The sequence below is a fragment of the Achromobacter sp. RT286_PF genome, assembly GCF_059760425.1.
In genome coordinates this window covers 179,048-192,947 of the sequence record NZ_JCBAMR010000006.1, presented here as the reverse complement: position 1 = coordinate 192,947, position 13,900 = coordinate 179,048, and the positions used below count along the sequence as shown (strand labels likewise).

General features: G+C 65.5%; 16 protein-coding genes. 11 read left to right on the top strand and 5 right to left on the bottom strand.

The features are described 5' to 3' along the window. The first annotated feature begins 116 nt into the window (after positions 1-116). The 5 genes from ehuB to AC6LJY_RS08095 all read left to right on the top strand — a co-directional run bounded on the left by ehuB (position 117) and on the right by AC6LJY_RS08095 (position 4,344). Entirely contained in the window at positions 117-1,031 is a 915-nt protein-coding gene (ehuB, locus tag AC6LJY_RS08115; RefSeq protein WP_498135696.1) for an ectoine/hydroxyectoine ABC transporter substrate-binding protein EhuB, read from the top strand. Positions 1,032-1,040: 9 nt separating this feature from the next. Continuing rightward, positions 1,041-1,694 carry an ectoine/hydroxyectoine ABC transporter permease subunit EhuC gene (ehuC, locus tag AC6LJY_RS08110; RefSeq protein ID WP_314358562.1) on the top strand — a complete coding sequence of 218 codons (654 nt, stop codon included), beginning with the start codon at positions 1,041-1,043 and terminating at the stop codon, positions 1,692-1,694. Then, entirely contained in the window at positions 1,691-2,362 is a 672-nt protein-coding gene (gene ehuD, locus AC6LJY_RS08105; protein WP_046804682.1) for an ectoine/hydroxyectoine ABC transporter permease subunit EhuD, read from the top strand. The genes ehuC and ehuD overlap by 4 nt, the downstream gene beginning before the upstream one ends. Then, positions 2,359-3,129 (top strand): ectoine/hydroxyectoine ABC transporter ATP-binding protein EhuA, encoded by a 771-nt coding sequence (ehuA, locus tag AC6LJY_RS08100; RefSeq protein ID WP_104144436.1) that lies wholly within the window; start codon positions 2,359-2,361, stop codon positions 3,127-3,129. Before ehuD ends, ehuA begins: the two co-directional genes overlap by 4 nt. A 102-nt stretch (positions 3,130-3,231) precedes the next feature. Next, positions 3,232-4,344: an NADH:flavin oxidoreductase/NADH oxidase gene (locus AC6LJY_RS08095; RefSeq protein WP_046804680.1), complete on the top strand. Its 1,113-nt coding sequence runs from the start codon at positions 3,232-3,234 to the stop codon at positions 4,342-4,344. Positions 4,345-4,422: 78 nt separating this feature from the next. Here AC6LJY_RS08095 and AC6LJY_RS08090 read toward each other — a convergent pair whose 3' ends face one another. From AC6LJY_RS08090 to AC6LJY_RS08080, 3 genes are all read right to left on the bottom strand, one after another. Continuing rightward, positions 4,423-5,076, bottom strand: coding sequence for a dUTPase (locus AC6LJY_RS08090; RefSeq protein ID WP_120156234.1), 654 nt, complete (start codon positions 5,074-5,076; stop codon positions 4,423-4,425). A 97-nt stretch (positions 5,077-5,173) separates the two neighbouring features. Beyond that, a complete protein-coding gene (locus AC6LJY_RS08085; protein WP_219990431.1) occupies positions 5,174-5,689 on the bottom strand; it encodes a hypothetical protein in 516 nt (171 codons plus the stop codon). Positions 5,690-5,702: 13 nt separating this feature from the next. Next, on the bottom strand, positions 5,703-6,341 hold the full coding sequence (locus AC6LJY_RS08080) for a DedA family protein (RefSeq protein ID WP_314358552.1): 639 nt from the start codon (positions 6,339-6,341) through the stop codon (positions 5,703-5,705). Positions 6,342-6,462: 121 nt separating this feature from the next. Between AC6LJY_RS08080 and AC6LJY_RS08075 the strand changes: the two genes are divergently transcribed. The 6 genes from AC6LJY_RS08075 (at position 6,463) to AC6LJY_RS08050 (ending at position 11,897) form a co-directional block, all read left to right on the top strand. After that, complete coding sequence (locus AC6LJY_RS08075) at positions 6,463-7,503, top strand: metal-dependent hydrolase (RefSeq protein WP_498135695.1); 1,041 nt, start codon at positions 6,463-6,465, stop codon at positions 7,501-7,503. 153 nt (positions 7,504-7,656) lie between these two features. After that, the gene (locus tag AC6LJY_RS08070; protein ID WP_046804675.1) at positions 7,657-8,424 is read left to right on the top strand and encodes an IclR family transcriptional regulator; all 768 of its coding nucleotides are present in this window, start codon (positions 7,657-7,659) and stop codon (positions 8,422-8,424) included. Between the two features lie 35 nt (positions 8,425-8,459). Further along, complete coding sequence (gene pepE, locus AC6LJY_RS08065; protein ID WP_498135694.1) at positions 8,460-9,164, top strand: dipeptidase PepE; 705 nt, start codon at positions 8,460-8,462, stop codon at positions 9,162-9,164. Further along, positions 9,161-10,090: a DUF1177 domain-containing protein gene (locus AC6LJY_RS08060; RefSeq protein WP_485859002.1), complete on the top strand. Its 930-nt coding sequence runs from the start codon at positions 9,161-9,163 to the stop codon at positions 10,088-10,090. The genes pepE and AC6LJY_RS08060 overlap by 4 nt, the downstream gene beginning before the upstream one ends. Further along, positions 10,087-10,776 (top strand): AroM family protein, encoded by a 690-nt coding sequence (locus tag AC6LJY_RS08055; protein ID WP_498135693.1) that lies wholly within the window; start codon positions 10,087-10,089, stop codon positions 10,774-10,776. The genes AC6LJY_RS08060 and AC6LJY_RS08055 overlap by 4 nt, the downstream gene beginning before the upstream one ends. A 116-nt stretch (positions 10,777-10,892) precedes the next feature. Beyond that, positions 10,893-11,897 carry a Bug family tripartite tricarboxylate transporter substrate binding protein gene (locus tag AC6LJY_RS08050; protein WP_498135692.1) on the top strand — a complete coding sequence of 335 codons (1,005 nt, stop codon included), beginning with the start codon at positions 10,893-10,895 and terminating at the stop codon, positions 11,895-11,897. Positions 11,898-12,003: 106 nt separating this feature from the next. Here the strand turns inward: AC6LJY_RS08050 and coaBC are convergent, their stop codons facing one another. Further along, on the bottom strand, positions 12,004-13,200 hold the full coding sequence (gene coaBC, locus AC6LJY_RS08045) for a bifunctional phosphopantothenoylcysteine decarboxylase/phosphopantothenate--cysteine ligase CoaBC (RefSeq protein ID WP_046804670.1): 1,197 nt from the start codon (positions 13,198-13,200) through the stop codon (positions 12,004-12,006). A 165-nt stretch (positions 13,201-13,365) separates the two neighbouring features. Beyond that, positions 13,366-13,899: a signal peptidase II gene (gene lspA, locus AC6LJY_RS08040; RefSeq protein WP_104144446.1), complete on the bottom strand. Its 534-nt coding sequence runs from the start codon at positions 13,897-13,899 to the stop codon at positions 13,366-13,368. Position 13,900 lies beyond the last annotated feature (1 nt).

The window sequence follows — 13,900 nt, the reverse complement described above, 5'->3', positions numbered from 1 at the left end:
AAAAGCGGGCTTAGGCCCGCTTTTTTACGCCCATATGATTAGTGTAGAAATCATTTAATAGCGTATTATTTTTAGCGAAGCCATGCACCTAGAAATAGATTCGGGAGAAATCATTCATGACCTTGCTGCAATCCAAACGCTTGCTGTTGGCCCTGGGCCTTGGCGTGTTGGCCGCGTGTTCGGACTCGGGCGGAGACAAGCCCGCGCCCGCTGCCGGCGGCGCGCCGGCTACCGCAACCAGCACGCTTGACGCCGCCAAGGCGGCCGGCAAGATCCGTATCGGCTATGCCAACGAGGCGCCGTTTGCGTACATGGACAGCAAGGAAGCCAAAGTCACCGGCGAATCCGTCGAGATTGCGCGCGTGGTGCTCAAGCGCATGGGCATCAATGAAGTGGAAGGCGTGCTGACGGAATTCGGCTCGCTGATTCCCGGCCTGGCCGCCAAGCGTTTCGACATCATCGCCGCCGGCATGTACGTCACCCCCGAACGCTGCCAGCAGGTCGCGTTTTCCCACCCCACCTACGGCGTGGGCGAGGCCTTCCTGGTCAAAGAGGGCAACCCCAAGAACCTGCACAGCTATGAAGACGTGGTGAAGAACCCCGACGCCAAACTGGGCGTTGTCGTGGGCGCCATCGAAGGCGAGTACGCAGAAAAAGTGAAGGTGCCCGCCGGCCAGGTGGTGGTCTTCCCCGACGCCGTCAGCGCCTTGTCCGGCGTGCAGGCGGGCCGTGCGGACGCCTACGCGGCCACGGCGCTGACCATCAACGACCTGATGGGCAAGACACAGGCGGGCAGCGGCCTGGAAAAGGCGGAGCCCTTCACCGACCCGGTGATCGACGGCAAGGGTGTGCGCGGCTATGGCGCGTATGCCTTCCGCACCGACGACAAGGCCTTTGCCGATGCCTTCAACGCCGAACTCGCCAAATTCATCGGCACCGACGAGCACAAGAAACTGGTGGCGCCGTTTGGCTTCACCGATCAGGAACTGCCGCAGGGTGTGACGGCCGCCAAGCTCTGCGCCGGCCAGTAAGGAGCGCCGATGCAAGTCGTTTCCGAACACATCGCGACACTCGTGCCGCCCTTGCTTGAGGGGCTGGTGGTGACGCTGCAAATCATGGGGGGCGCCGTCTTATTGGCGGTGCCGCTGGCCCTGGTATCCGGAATCGGGCGCTTGTCGCCCGTGCGGCCATTGCGGTGGCTGTCGTCCGTGTACGTTGAAGTCTTCCGGGGCACGTCGGCCCTGGTCCAGCTGTTCTGGTTCTATTTCGTGCTGCCGCTGTTTGGCGTGCAACTGCCGGCCATGCTGGTGGGCATCGTAGTGCTGGCCCTGAACGCGGGCGCCTATGGGGCCGAAGTCGTGCGCGGCGCGATCCGTGCCGTGCCGCCCGGCCAGCGCGAGGCGGGCGTGGCGCTGAACCTGACTCGCGCGCAGATCCTGCGGCGCATCGTGGTGCCGCAAGCGATTCCGGCCATGCTGCCGCCCGCCGGCAACCTGCTGATCGAACTGATGAAGAACACCGCGCTGGTCTCGCTCATCACCATCACGGACCTGACCTTCCGCGGCCAGCTGTTGCGCAGCGAAACCCTGCGCACGACCGAGATCTTTGCCTTGATGCTGCTGATGTACTTTGCCGTCGCCCTGGTGATCACGGCCGGCGTGCGCGCCCTTGAGCGGAGGGTCCGAGTCCGATGACACCGATATTCGATTGGGCTTTCGCGCTGGAGATCCTGCCTACGCTCGGTTCGGCGCTCATCATCACGATCGAGGCCACGGTGCTGGGCATGCTGGTGGCCGTCACCCTGGGTCTGGTCCTGGCGATGATGCGGCGTTCGCGCCTGCGCATCGTGTCGCTGCCCACCGCCTTCGTGATCGAGTTCATCCGCAGCACGCCACTGCTGGTGCAGATGTATTTCCTGTTCTATGTGCTGCCGCTGACGGGGGCGCAGATGTCGCCGCTGGCCACCGGCATTGTGGCGCTGGGGCTGCATTACGCCACGTATTGCGCCGAGGTCTACCGCGCCGGCATCGAAGCGGTGCCGCGTGGGCAGTGGGAAGCGGCCACGGCGCTGAACATGTCGCGCTGGCGCACGGCGGTGGGCGTGGTGTTGCCGCAGGCGATTCCGCCCGTGGTGCCGGCGCTGGGCAATTACCTGGTTGCCATGTTCAAGGACACGCCGCTGCTATCGGCCATCACGGTGGTTGAACTGCTGCAACAAAGCAAGATGATCGGGTCGGCCACGTTCCGGTACACCGAACCGCTGACGCTGGTGGGCGTGCTGTTCCTGGCGTTGAGCCTGGTGGCGGCATGGGGTGTGCGCGGCCTGGAGGCCCGCCTGCAACGATATGGAGGAAAGCGATGAGCGCCAGCTTGACCATCAAGAATCTGCACAAGCGTTACGGAGAGCTGGAGGTGCTGCGCGGCATCAATCTGGAAATTCCAGCGGGCCAGACGGTGGCCGTGATCGGGCCGTCGGGTTCGGGAAAATCCACCTTGCTGCGGGTGCTGATGACGCTGGACCAACCCACCAGCGGCGACATTGAAATCGACGGGCAGCCGATGTGGACCGATGATCAGGGCCGGCCGGTGGGCGTCAATTCCGAATACCTGCGGCGCGTGCGCGGCAAGATCGGCATGGTGTTCCAGCACTTCAATCTGTTCCCGCACATGACGGCGCTGGGCAACACGATGGAAGCGCCGGTGCACGTGCTGGGCATGACGAAGGACCAGGCGCGTGAACGCGCCGTGGAATACCTGGACATGGTGGGGCTGGGCGACAAGCTGGACGTTTACCCCGCGCAGTTATCCGGCGGCCAGAAGCAGCGCGTGGGCATCGCGCGCGCGCTGGCGATGTGCCCGGAAATCATGCTGTTCGACGAAGTGACCTCGGCGCTGGACCCCGAGCTGGTTGGCGGCATCCTGGAGATCCTGCGCAAGCTGTCGGCCCGCCGCAGCATGACGATGATCATCGTGACGCACCAGATGAAGTTCGCCGAACGCAGCTCGGATCGCACGCTGTTCTTCGACCAGGGCAACATCGTCGAGGACGCTGAATCGTCCGTGCTGTTCAGCCAGCCGAAAGAAGCGCGCACGCGTCAATTCCTGGATTCGGTGATCGAAGGTCAATAGGGGCAGCGACCGCACGCATTTAACCCTGACGGGGGCGATGGGATTGCGGCCGGTGTCATGGCCGGGGCGCTATGCTTTCGCATCCCAAGCCCGGAGGCCTACATGAGTCACCTGTTCAGTCCCACGTCGGTTGGCAACGTCCAGCTGTCCAATCGCATCGTCATCGCGCCGATGTGCGAATACTCGGCCGAAAATGGCTGTGCCAACGACTGGCACATGATCCACCTGGGTCACCTGGCCCTGTCCGGTGCGGCGCTGCTGTTTACGGAAGCCACCGCCGTCGAGCCCGACGGCCGGATTTCGCCGGGGGATCTGGGCCTGTGGTCTGACGAGACGGAAGCGGCACTGGGCCGCGTGGTGGCGGCGGTGCGGCGCTATTCGCCCATCAAACTGGGCATCCAGCTGGGCCACGCGGGGCGCAAGGCGTCCAGCGACGCGCCCTGGAACGGCGGCCAGTTGGTGCCGCCGTCGGCAGGCGGCTGGCAAGGCTGGGCGCCGTCGGCCATCGCGCACAAGGCCTCCGAACCGCCGCCCCATGCGCTGGACGAAGCCGGCCTGGCGCGCGTGCGCAACGCCTTCGTGGACAGCGCGCGGCGCGCCATCAGGCTGGGCTTTGACGCCATCGAAGTGCATGCCGCGCACGGCTATCTGCTGCATCAATTCCTGTCGCCGGTAGCCAACCAGCGCGACGATGCCTATGGCGGGTCGCTTGAAAACCGCATGCGCTTTCCGCTGGAAGTCTTCCAGGCGCTGCGTGAAGTCGTGCCGGCGTCGATGGCTTTGGGCGTGCGCGTGTCGGCCACTGACTGGGTCGAGGGCGGCTGGGACCTGGACCAGACCATTGCGTTCGCGCATCGGCTGAAGGCGCTGGGATGCGAGTTCATCGACGTGTCCAGCGGCGGCGTATCGTCGCAGCAGCAGATTCCCGTGGCGCCGAACTACCAGGTGCCGTTCGCGGCCGAGATCAAGCGGCAGGTTGGCATGCCGACGATCACGGTGGGCCTGATCACCGAGGCGCAGCAGGCAGAGGACATCCTGGCGCAAGGGCAGGCCGACATGGTCGCGCTGGCGCGCGGCATGCTGTATGACCCGCGCTGGCCGTGGCATGCGGCCGCGCAACTGGGCGGCCAGGTCGCCGCGCCGCATCAGTACTGGCGTTCGCAGCCGCGTGAGTTCAAGGAACTGTTCGGCGAAACGCGCTTCGGCCAACGCTGACATCCCGGCCAGCCGGGGCGCAAAAAAAATCGCCGCGTATCGCGGCGATTTTTTTGTCCGAACGAGGATAGCTTCGGATTACTTCAGGCGTGCGTAGGCCTGTTCCAACTCGCGCGCCATCGCATCGGCAAAATCGGCGCTGGTCGGGTCCAGTTGCGACAGCAGGCGCGCCAGCACCACGTTGTCTTCTTCGCCGTTCCAGATCTTGATGTACGTGCCTTCCTTGTACCCATGTTGCTGGCGGAAGATGTTCAGCACGTTCTTGGACACGTACTGGGTGTAGGCGTCGTTCCAGCTCATTTCGCACGCCGTCATGGTCTGCTCCAGCACCTTGTAGCTGGCGCGGCCGCAAACGGCCAGGCCGCCGATCAGCTCCAGCAGTTCCGGCACGGGCAGGCCGTCCAGCGCGTAGGCGCGGCCATCAAGCGTGACGGAGGCGGGCGTGGCCAGGTCTGCCATCAGCGCGCTGGCCGCCTCGGCTTGCTGGCCGCCAGCCTGGACGATGGTGTGCGACAGGTAAAAGTGCAGGATGTCGACCAGTTCCATTTGCACCTGGGGCAGGTCGATGGTCTGCTTTTTCCACCATTTCCAGCCGTAGTGCTCAAGCGCCTCGGCCGATTCGACGAAGGCGGCGCGCAGGAAGCGCGAACCGCCGTTGACCCAGTCAGGATTGATCATGCTGTTCAAGTGGTCTTGCAACTTCAGCATCGTGGCCGCCTGGGCCTGGTTCAATCCGACAACGTTATTCACTTTCACTCCGTAATTCTTCAAGGGTCTTTGCGACAGCGGCGGAAATGTTAGCACCATTGCCGTGCGCGTCCGCCCGGCTTCAGCTGTCCTTGCGATACGCAGACGCCTTCAAGGGCGGCAGCTTGCCCGGCGACATGCCGCGCGGCTTGCGCGCGCTGCCGGCCGCCTTGAGCAGCATGAAGGCGAAGAACGCCAGGAACACGGCGGGCATCAGCTGATCGAGCTCGAAGTGCGAAGCCCGCAGGGCGCGGAACGCGATGTTGACGGCCGCCCACCCGGCCAACACGCCGCCGATGGTCAGGATGATGCCAACCTTGCGCTGGCGGGCGCGCCCCGCCAGCGATGCATCGGCCGCGTCCGACGGGGCAGTGGCGCCCGGCGCGCCGGCGGACGAGCGCGGCGATGCGGTATTGCCCCAAGGGGCGGTGGACAAGGAATCGCCCGTGGCGGGCGCGGGCACGGCTACCGTGGCTGTCGCCTGAGCGGACGCACGGCGCTTTTCCGGCACCTTGCCTGGCGTGACGCCGCCCGCCTGCGACAGGTTTTCGATGTAGCGCGCGAAATCGCCGTCTTTGGGCTCCAGGTCTATCGCCATGCCAATTCTCCGATCAGTTGCTGCGCCGTTGCCGCGCCGGCTGGCGGCGCTTGCGCACCATCGCCAGCAGAAGCCCGCATCCTAGCAGCACTGAGAGGCCCGCGCCGATCATCATGGCGATCTGCTGCGCATTTTCAGCGGTACCCAGACTGCGCGCGGTGATGTAGCCCGGCGCCAGCATCAGCGGCATCCATAGCAGGGCCGACATGACGTTGGCCAATTGGAAGCGGTGATGCGCCATGCCCATCACACCGGCCACCGTCGGGATGGTCGAGCGAATCGGGCCGAGGAAACGGCCTATCAGTACCGACGCAAAGCCATAGCGGTAGAAAAACAGCCGCGCACGCGCCACGCCGGTGCGTTGCTGCTTGAGCGGCCAGCGGCGCAACACGCCCGGGCCGGCCCAGCGCCCCAGCCAATAGGAAATTGCATCGCCGACGATGGCGCCCGCGATGCCCCACGCGATGACGCCCCAAGGGTCCAGCGTGCCGGCGCCGATCAAGCCGCCGGTCAGCAACATCAGGGCCGTGGCGGGGATGAACAGGCCCACCAACACCAGCGATTCCCCAAGCGTCAGCAGGAAGGTGATCGGGCCGGCCCACGCCTGGTTGGCCTCGATGAACAGCCCGATTTTGTCGATATATTGATCCATGAAGGCGAAGTCTGAAAATTAGCTGAAAGCAATCGGGTATCTTAACGCCTACCTGGATGGCCAAATGTTATCTAGGCTGTCTGATTGATGCGATGCGACTGACGGGGTTGATTGGGAAACTATGGATTCGGTAACACAAGCGGTGCTGGGCGCGGGCATACAGGGCGTCATGCTGGGGCGGTTTCAGGGGCGCCGGGCGTTGGTGTACGGGGCGGCGTTGGCAACGGTGCCCGACCTGGACGTGCTGATGCGCTATCCCGACCCGGTGTCGCTGATGACCTACCACCGGGGCTTTTCCCATTCGATATTCGTGCTGACCGGGCTGGCGCTGTTGCTTGCCTGGCTGATACGCAAATATTGGCCGCAGGCGCCGTATAGCGGCAAGCGGCTGTTCCTGACCTTATGGCTCGTGCTGGTGACGCACCCGGTGCTGGACGCGTTCACCGTGTATGGCACTCAGCTTTTCTGGCCACTGACGCCCGTTCCCGAAAGTTGGTCGGCAATCTTCATCATTGACCCGGTCTATACCGTGCCCTTGCTGCTGGCGGTGTTCTTCGCCATCGCCGTCGGCATGACGGGCCGCGCGCGGCGCCTGATGGCCGGCGCGCTGATCTTCAGCACGGCGTACCTGGGTTTCGGCCTGGCCAGCCGCATGGTGGCCGAAGACCGCGTACGCGACGCGATGCGCCAGGAAGGCATTGCCGTGACCGAGCTGCGGGCCGTGTCGATGCCGTTCAACACCCTGGTGTGGCGGGTCATCGCCAAGACGGCGGACGGCAATTATTACGAAGCCGTCAGCAGCCTGCTTGACCGCGACCGGCCGGAATGGCTGCGCCAGCCGCTGAACCTGGACCTGGCCCGGGTGCTGGACGATGTGCCCTTGCACCAACGCCTGCGCTGGTTTACCGATGATTGGCTGCGCTATGACGCCATTGGCGACGCGCTGGTCGTCAGTGACCTGCGCATGGGCATGGCGGGCCATTACACCTTTCGCTTCAAGATGGCCGAGCGCACGCCCGGCGGCGGTTGGAAGCCGGTGACGCCGTCCACTTGGCCTAGCGAGCGGGGCGGTTGGGCGGAATTGAAGCTGGTGCTGGCGCGCATCCTGCATGCGCAGCCGCCGTTGCCGCTGGCGCAGTGGTCCACGCTTGCCGACCGCTAATCCTCCGCGTTGAGTCCACGCGGTCCCAGCTCCCAAGCCCCCGGCGCCCCGGGGGCTTTTTCTTTGCGGCAACGATCGGTATTGACCGCGTTCCGCGCCCGCATTATTCTTGTTCTCTATTAAGGAACCCAGGTTCCGTTTTATGGAACAAGCATGAGCATTCTCGATGGAGTCCAGCGCGTCCTGTCGCTCTACGCGGACGGCGCCATGGAGCTGAGCTTTACCGACGTCGCGGCGCGCCTGGCCATGCCCAAGAGCACGGCATCGCGCCTGCTGAACCATATGCAGCGTTACGGCATGCTGGATCAGGACCCCGCCACGCGCCGCTATCGGCCTGGCGCCTTGCTGGCGCAGGCGGTACGCGCCGGCATGGCCGCCACCCCGCTGGACGAAGCCTGCCGCGATGTGCTGGTACGGCTGTCCGAAGACAGCGGGCTGACCGCCTACCTGTCCACCTTGAACCAGCGCGAAACCGTGGTGCTGCAACGTTTGAACGGGTCCCATCCCGTGCAGGTGCTGTCGCCGCCCGGTTCCCGCCGCAACGCGTCGGGCACCGCCATGGGCCGCGCACTGCTGTCGCGCTTGAGCGATGCCGAATTCCAGGCGCTTTATGGCGCCGACCCCGCGCAGCCGCTGCCCACTGAAGGCCGCGATTGCCCCGCTACCGTGGGTGACCTGGCGCGGCTGGTCGAGCAGACGCGCGCCGATCACTACGGCGTCGCCATCGACCAGGCCATGCCCGGCATCGGCGCCGTGGCCGCCGCCGTGCGCGACCCGGCCACTGGCGAATTGCGCGGCCTGTGCCTGTCGTTCGTGTCGTTTCAGGCTGATGCCGAGCGCGTGGCGCGCTTGCGCGAATTGGTCCTGACGCAAGTGGCCGGCCTGGGCCGCAAGTTGAACGACCCCTACTGGCTGACCTGAATTCTTCCCTTTGCCTTGTTGATGGAATCTTCCCCATGAACCTTTTGCTACTCAGCAATTCCAGCAGCGACGCCGGCTACCTGGTGCACGCCATGCCGGATATCCGCGAGCTGATCGAATCCTTGCCGCAAGGCGCGCCCGCCGTCTTTGTGCCGTTCGCCGGCGTCACGCGTGACTGGGACGACTACACCGCGCTGGTGGTATCCGCGCTGGCGGACACCGGCCTTGCCATCGAAGGCCTGCACCGCGCGCAAGACCCGGTAGCGGCGCTGGAAAAGGCCGCCGTCATCATCGTGGGCGGTGGCAACACGTTCAACCTGCTGGGCCAGCTGCGCCGTCAAGGCCTGCTGGACGTGGTGAAGCGCCGCGTGCGCGCGGGCGCCGCGTATCTGGGCTGGAGCGCGGGCTCCAACCTGACGTGCCCCACCATCTGCACCACCAACGACATGCCCATTACCGACCCGGGTGGTTTCGACGGCCTGGGCCTGATCACGTTCCAGATCAACCCGCACTACACCAACGCGCATCCCCCCGGCCACCGAGGCGAAACGCGGGCCCAGCGCCTGGCCGAGTTCTGCACCCTGAATCCCGACATGCCGGTGTTGGGGCTGCCCGAAGGCGCGGGGCTGCGCGTGCGCGGCGCCAAGGTGGCGCTGGTCGGCCCGCATGATGCGCCGTTGTTCCTGGGTCACACCGAGCCGCGCGTGTTCCGCCCCGGCCCGCTGGAGATCGCGGCATGAAGCAGGTGATAGACACCATCGAACTCCTGTCCTCGGCGCACATCACCGGCGAGGCGGTGGCGCGGGTGCTGCGCGACGCGGGCGATTGCGAGGTGCAAGTCACGCACCTGGAACGCGACGGCGCGGCAACCGATTTTTTGTCCATCGTCATTCCGGGCCTGGATGCATCCGCGCCGCAACTGGGCATAGTCGGCCGCCTGGGCGGCATCGGCGCGCGGCCTGCCGTGACCGGCCTGGTGTCCGATAGCGACGGGGCGGTGGTGGCGATTGCCGCGGCGCTCAAGCTGATGGCCATGGCGCGCCAGGGCGACGTGATGCCGGGCACCGTGCGCATCCGCACGCACATCTGCCCGCGCGCCGGCACGCGTCCGCATCATCCCGTGCCGATGATGCGCTCGCCTTTTCCCATGCGCGAAATGATGTCGCACGAGGTGGACCCGCGCATGGACGCCATCCTGTCCGTGGACACCACGCGCGGCAACCGCCTGGTGAACAAGCGCGGCGTGGCGCTGACGCCGGTGGCCAAGCAGGGCTATCTGCTGCGCATTCCCGAAACGATGCTGGACGTGATGGGCTGGGTCAGCGGCGAACTTCCCGTGACGCTGCCTTTGACGACGCAGGACATCACGCCCTACGAAAACGGCCTGTGGCACGTGAACTCGCTGATGCAACCGGCGATCGTCACCGACGCGCCTGTCGTTGGCGTGGCGCTGACGGCGCAAACCACCGTGCCCGGCTGCGCCACCGGCGTGACCAACGCGGTGGATGCCGACGTAGCGATGCGTTTCTGCATAGAAATTGCCAAGCTGTATGGCCAGCGCACGATGACGTTCTTCGATGATGCGGAATGGCGCGCGCTGCAATCGCGATACGGATCCATGGCGCACTTGCAAACCGTTGGGCATGACGATGGCGGTGCGGCATGAGCGCCGCCGTGACACGTCGCGTGGCGTTCTTCACCATCGGCCAATCGCCGCGCAGCGACGTCGTGCCCGAAATGGCCCGCCTGCTGGGCGAGCCCGTACACATCGATGAATTTGGGGCGTTGGACGGCTTGGACGCGGCCGCGCTGGCTGCGATGGCCCCGCGCGACGGGGAATATCGCTTTGCCACCCGCATGCGCGACGGCACGCAAATCGAGCTGGACGCCGCCGCCGCCGAAGCCCGGTTGGCCCAGGTGATGCGGCAGGCGGACGACGCCGGTTACGACGCGCTGGTGCCCCTGTGCACGGGCACCGCCATCGCGCCCATGCGCACCTTGGTGGTTGAGCCGCAGCAGGTCGTCGACCACCTGGTCGCGGGCCTGTCGCAGCACTGCCGCAACGTGGGGTTGGTTGTGCCCCTGGCTGAACAGGTCGACTTCTTTCACCTGGCGGTGCCGCTGGCCTGCGGCACGCAGATCGTGCACGCATCGCCCTATGAAGCCGATGCGCTGCGGGCCGCGCAGAACTTCGCCCAAGCCGGTCAGGCCTTGGCATCGTGCGACCTGATCGTCATGCATTGCATGGGCTATGGGCAGCAGATGCGCGACGCGGTAGCCCAAGCCTCGGGCCGGCCGGTGCTGTTGTCCAACCGCATCGTGGCGCAGGCCTTGTCGCAATTATTGGAATAAAGCCGCCGATGTTTCAGCACGGCGTGGCGGTGGCATTTTCATGCCGCCGTCATGCCGGATGAGCGGCATGGGGAGACGAAGCTGTCTTCGTCAATTTATTGTTGGGAGTTGTTTTCATGTTCAGCCGTACCTTGCACCGCGCCGTTGGCGCCTTGTCCGCCGTTACTGTCTTGACGGTCTTGCCCGCGCTGTTGGCGCCTGCCCACGCTGCCGACGCGTGGAAGCCCACCAAGCCCGTGCGGCTGCTGGTGGGCTTTGCGCCCGGCGGCTCGGCCGACACCTTGGCGCGTCTGCTTGCCGATCCGCTGTCCAAGCGCCTCGGGCAGTCCGTTGTGGTTGAAAACCTGGCCGGCGCCGGCGGCAACATCATGGCGTACCGCCTGTCGCAATCGGCTGCCGACGGCTACACCATCGGCATCGCGGCCGCCGGTTCCATGGCCATCACGCACGTCCTGAATCCCAAGGGCACGAACTACAAGCCGTCCGACTTCACGCCGATCACGCTGGCTGCGGTGCAACCCAACGTGGTCATCGTCAACAAGGACGTGCCGGCCAATAATCTGGCCGAGTTGAAAGCGTATTTTCAGAATACGCCAACCGCTACCTACGGCACGGCGGGCGTGGGCATTTCCAACCACCTGATCGCCGAGACCATGCTGTACAAGTTGGGCGTGAAGGTGCCGCACGCGGCCTATCGTGGCGCAGCGCCGGTCATCACGGATTTGCTGGGCGGGCACATCGCCATGACGATGGACAACATCTCGACCGCCGCGCCGCTGGCCTCGCAAGGCAAGGTCAAGGCGATTGCCGTGGCCTCGCTCAAGCGCGCGCCGCAGTTGCCCAATGTGCCGACGCTGGATGAGCAAGGCCTGAAGGGCTTCGACATGCCAACGTGGCAGGGCGTGTTCGCGCCCGCGGGTTTGCCGGCCGACGTGCTGGCTGCCTATTACGCCGCGCTGCAAGACGTGCTGAAAGACCCGGCGCTGGTTGAAAAGATGGCGGGCCTGGGTTCCGAGCCGGTCACGGAAATGACGCCGGAGAAGACGGCGCAGTTTCTTGAGAAAGATCGGCAGCAATGGGCCGATATCGTGAAGGCCGCGAACATTAGCCTGGAGCAGTAAAGCAGAAGGGCCCGCAAGGGCCCTTCTTTTTTTGCTGGGGGATATCGGGTCGGAAAAGATCCGGCCGAAACGAATCAGGCCGAAACGAATCAGGCCAGAAAATATACTAGTCCGGTACGCGCGCCGCGATTTCAGCGATCAGGCGGCGGGCCGCTTCCAGCTTGTCGCCCGCCGGCAGCGGGTGCGCGCCTTGCTCGTCGAACAGCACCAGTTCGGTGGTGTCGGCGTCCATGACCTTGTGCGCCAGGTTGCCCACCAGCAGCGGGATGCCCTTGCGCTGGCGCTTGGCTTCGGCATGTTCGGCCAGCTTTTCGGTCTCGGCCGCAAAGCCCACGCACCACGGGCCGTTTTCCAGCTTGGCCACTTCAGCCAGGATGTCCGGATTCGGTTCGAATTCCATCACCGGCGCGCCGCCGCCTTCGCTGGTCTTTTTCAGCTTTTGCGTGCTGACGTTCTTCACGCGCCAGTCGGCCACGGCAGCCACGGCGATGAAGATGTCGGCGTCCGCCGCGCTGGCCATGACCGCGTCGTGCATCTGGCGCGCCGTCATGACGGACAGCGCCGTCACGCCGCGCGGCACGGGCAGGAACGTAGCGCCGGTAATCAAGGTGACGCGAGCGCCCGCTTCACGCGCGGCGCGGGCCAGCGCGTAGCCGGTCTTGCCCGACGAACGGTTGCTAAGCACGCGCACCGGGTCCACGGGTTCGGACGTGGGGCCGGCGGTCAACAACACATGGCGCCCGGCCAGCAGCTTGGGCTGAAAGAAAGCGATCAGGTCGGTCAGAAGCTCGTGCGCTTCCAGCATGCGGCCGTCGCCCGTTTCGCCGCAGGCCTGCTCGCCAGCCGACGGCCCCAACACGCTGACGCCATCCGCGCGCAGTTGCTGCACATTGCGCTGCGTGGCCGGGTTGGCCCACATCTCGCGGTTCATGGCGGGCGCCACCAGTAACGGGCAGGCGCGCGCCAGGCATAGCGTGGACAGCAGATCGTCGGCCATGCCGTGCGCCAGCTTGGCCATGAAGTCGGCGCTGGCGGGCGCGATCAGCACGGCGTCGGCGCCGCGCGTCAGGTCGATGTGCGCCATGTTGTTGGGCACGCGCGCGTCCCAGGCGTCCACAAAAACCGGGCGGCCCGACAGGGCCTGCATCGTCACGGGGGTGATGAAGTGCGTGGCCGCCTCGGTCATCACCACATCGACGGTGGCGCCTTGTTCGGTCATGCGCCGCACCAGCTCGGCGATTTTGTAGCAGGCGATGCCCCCGGTCAGACCGAGGACGATGCGTTTGCGGGCGAGATCGAGCATGAGGGCGTGGCGGCGGGTTCAGCGCCGTGAAATCAAGGAATGGAGGGTGATTTTATTCTGCATTGCGGCATTGCGCCGTTCGTCATGCATTCAGGGGGTATCAAGCGAGGCAAAAGCCGGGGGGGGGCAGGGGCGGCCGGGGCAGAGCGCCCCGGCGCGAAGGCGTCAGGCCTGAGGCTTCTTACGGGCGCGGAGCAACTCGTCCAGCACCAGCAGCACGGCGCCGCAGCTGATACCCACGTCGGCCAGGTTGAAGGCCGGAAAGTAGGACTCGTTCCAGTAGAAGAGCAGGAAGTCCACCACGTGGCCATAAGCAACACGATCAATGACGTTGCCGATGGCGCCGCCCAGGATCAACGTCAGCGCCAGGCTGAAGCGCGGCTGGCCATGCGTGCGACGCAGGATGATCGTGATGACCACGGCGGCCACGCAGCCCAGGCCGGTGAACAGCCAGCGCTGCCAGCCTTCCTCGGACGCCAGGAAGCTGAACGCCGCGCCGCGGTTGTACATCAGCGTGAAGTCGAACACCGGCAGCACGTTGACGCGTTCGCCATACTGAAACGAGGTGTTGAAGTACACCTTGGTCAGTTGGTCCAGCACGATGATCAGCAGCGCCAGCGCCAGCCAGCCGCCCACGCGCGCGGGCGCGGCGCGGGTGGCTGGGGCGGCCGAGGCTCCGGCGTCAGAGGGGCGGGCCATG

What these genes read in the sequence shown, in the direction of transcription:
- AC6LJY_RS08080 (WP_314358552.1), bottom strand. Translation starts at nt 6,341, where the DNA reads ATGGATCAATATATCGACAAAATCGGGCTGTTCATCGAGGCCAACCAG.
- AC6LJY_RS08070 (WP_046804675.1), top strand. Translation starts at nt 7,657, where the DNA reads ATGAGCATTCTCGATGGAGTCCAGCGCGTCCTGTCGCTCTACGCGGAC.
- ehuB (WP_498135696.1), top strand. Translation starts at nt 117, where the DNA reads ATGACCTTGCTGCAATCCAAACGCTTGCTGTTGGCCCTGGGCCTTGGC.
- ehuD (WP_046804682.1), top strand. Translation starts at nt 1,691, where the DNA reads ATGACACCGATATTCGATTGGGCTTTCGCGCTGGAGATCCTGCCTACG.
- AC6LJY_RS08095 (WP_046804680.1), top strand. Translation starts at nt 3,232, where the DNA reads ATGAGTCACCTGTTCAGTCCCACGTCGGTTGGCAACGTCCAGCTGTCC.
- AC6LJY_RS08075 (WP_498135695.1), top strand. Translation starts at nt 6,463, where the DNA reads ATGGATTCGGTAACACAAGCGGTGCTGGGCGCGGGCATACAGGGCGTC.
- coaBC (WP_046804670.1), bottom strand. Translation starts at nt 13,200, where the DNA reads ATGCTCGATCTCGCCCGCAAACGCATCGTCCTCGGTCTGACCGGGGGC.
- ehuC (WP_314358562.1), top strand. Translation starts at nt 1,041, where the DNA reads ATGCAAGTCGTTTCCGAACACATCGCGACACTCGTGCCGCCCTTGCTT.
- AC6LJY_RS08085 (WP_219990431.1), bottom strand. Translation starts at nt 5,689, where the DNA reads ATGGCGATAGACCTGGAGCCCAAAGACGGCGATTTCGCGCGCTACATC.
- AC6LJY_RS08055 (WP_498135693.1), top strand. Translation starts at nt 10,087, where the DNA reads ATGAGCGCCGCCGTGACACGTCGCGTGGCGTTCTTCACCATCGGCCAA.
- pepE (WP_498135694.1), top strand. Translation starts at nt 8,460, where the DNA reads ATGAACCTTTTGCTACTCAGCAATTCCAGCAGCGACGCCGGCTACCTG.
- lspA (WP_104144446.1), bottom strand. Translation starts at nt 13,899, where the DNA reads ATGGCCCGCCCCTCTGACGCCGGAGCCTCGGCCGCCCCAGCCACCCGC.
- AC6LJY_RS08050 (WP_498135692.1), top strand. Translation starts at nt 10,893, where the DNA reads ATGTTCAGCCGTACCTTGCACCGCGCCGTTGGCGCCTTGTCCGCCGTT.
- AC6LJY_RS08060 (WP_485859002.1), top strand. Translation starts at nt 9,161, where the DNA reads ATGAAGCAGGTGATAGACACCATCGAACTCCTGTCCTCGGCGCACATC.
- ehuA (WP_104144436.1), top strand. Translation starts at nt 2,359, where the DNA reads ATGAGCGCCAGCTTGACCATCAAGAATCTGCACAAGCGTTACGGAGAG.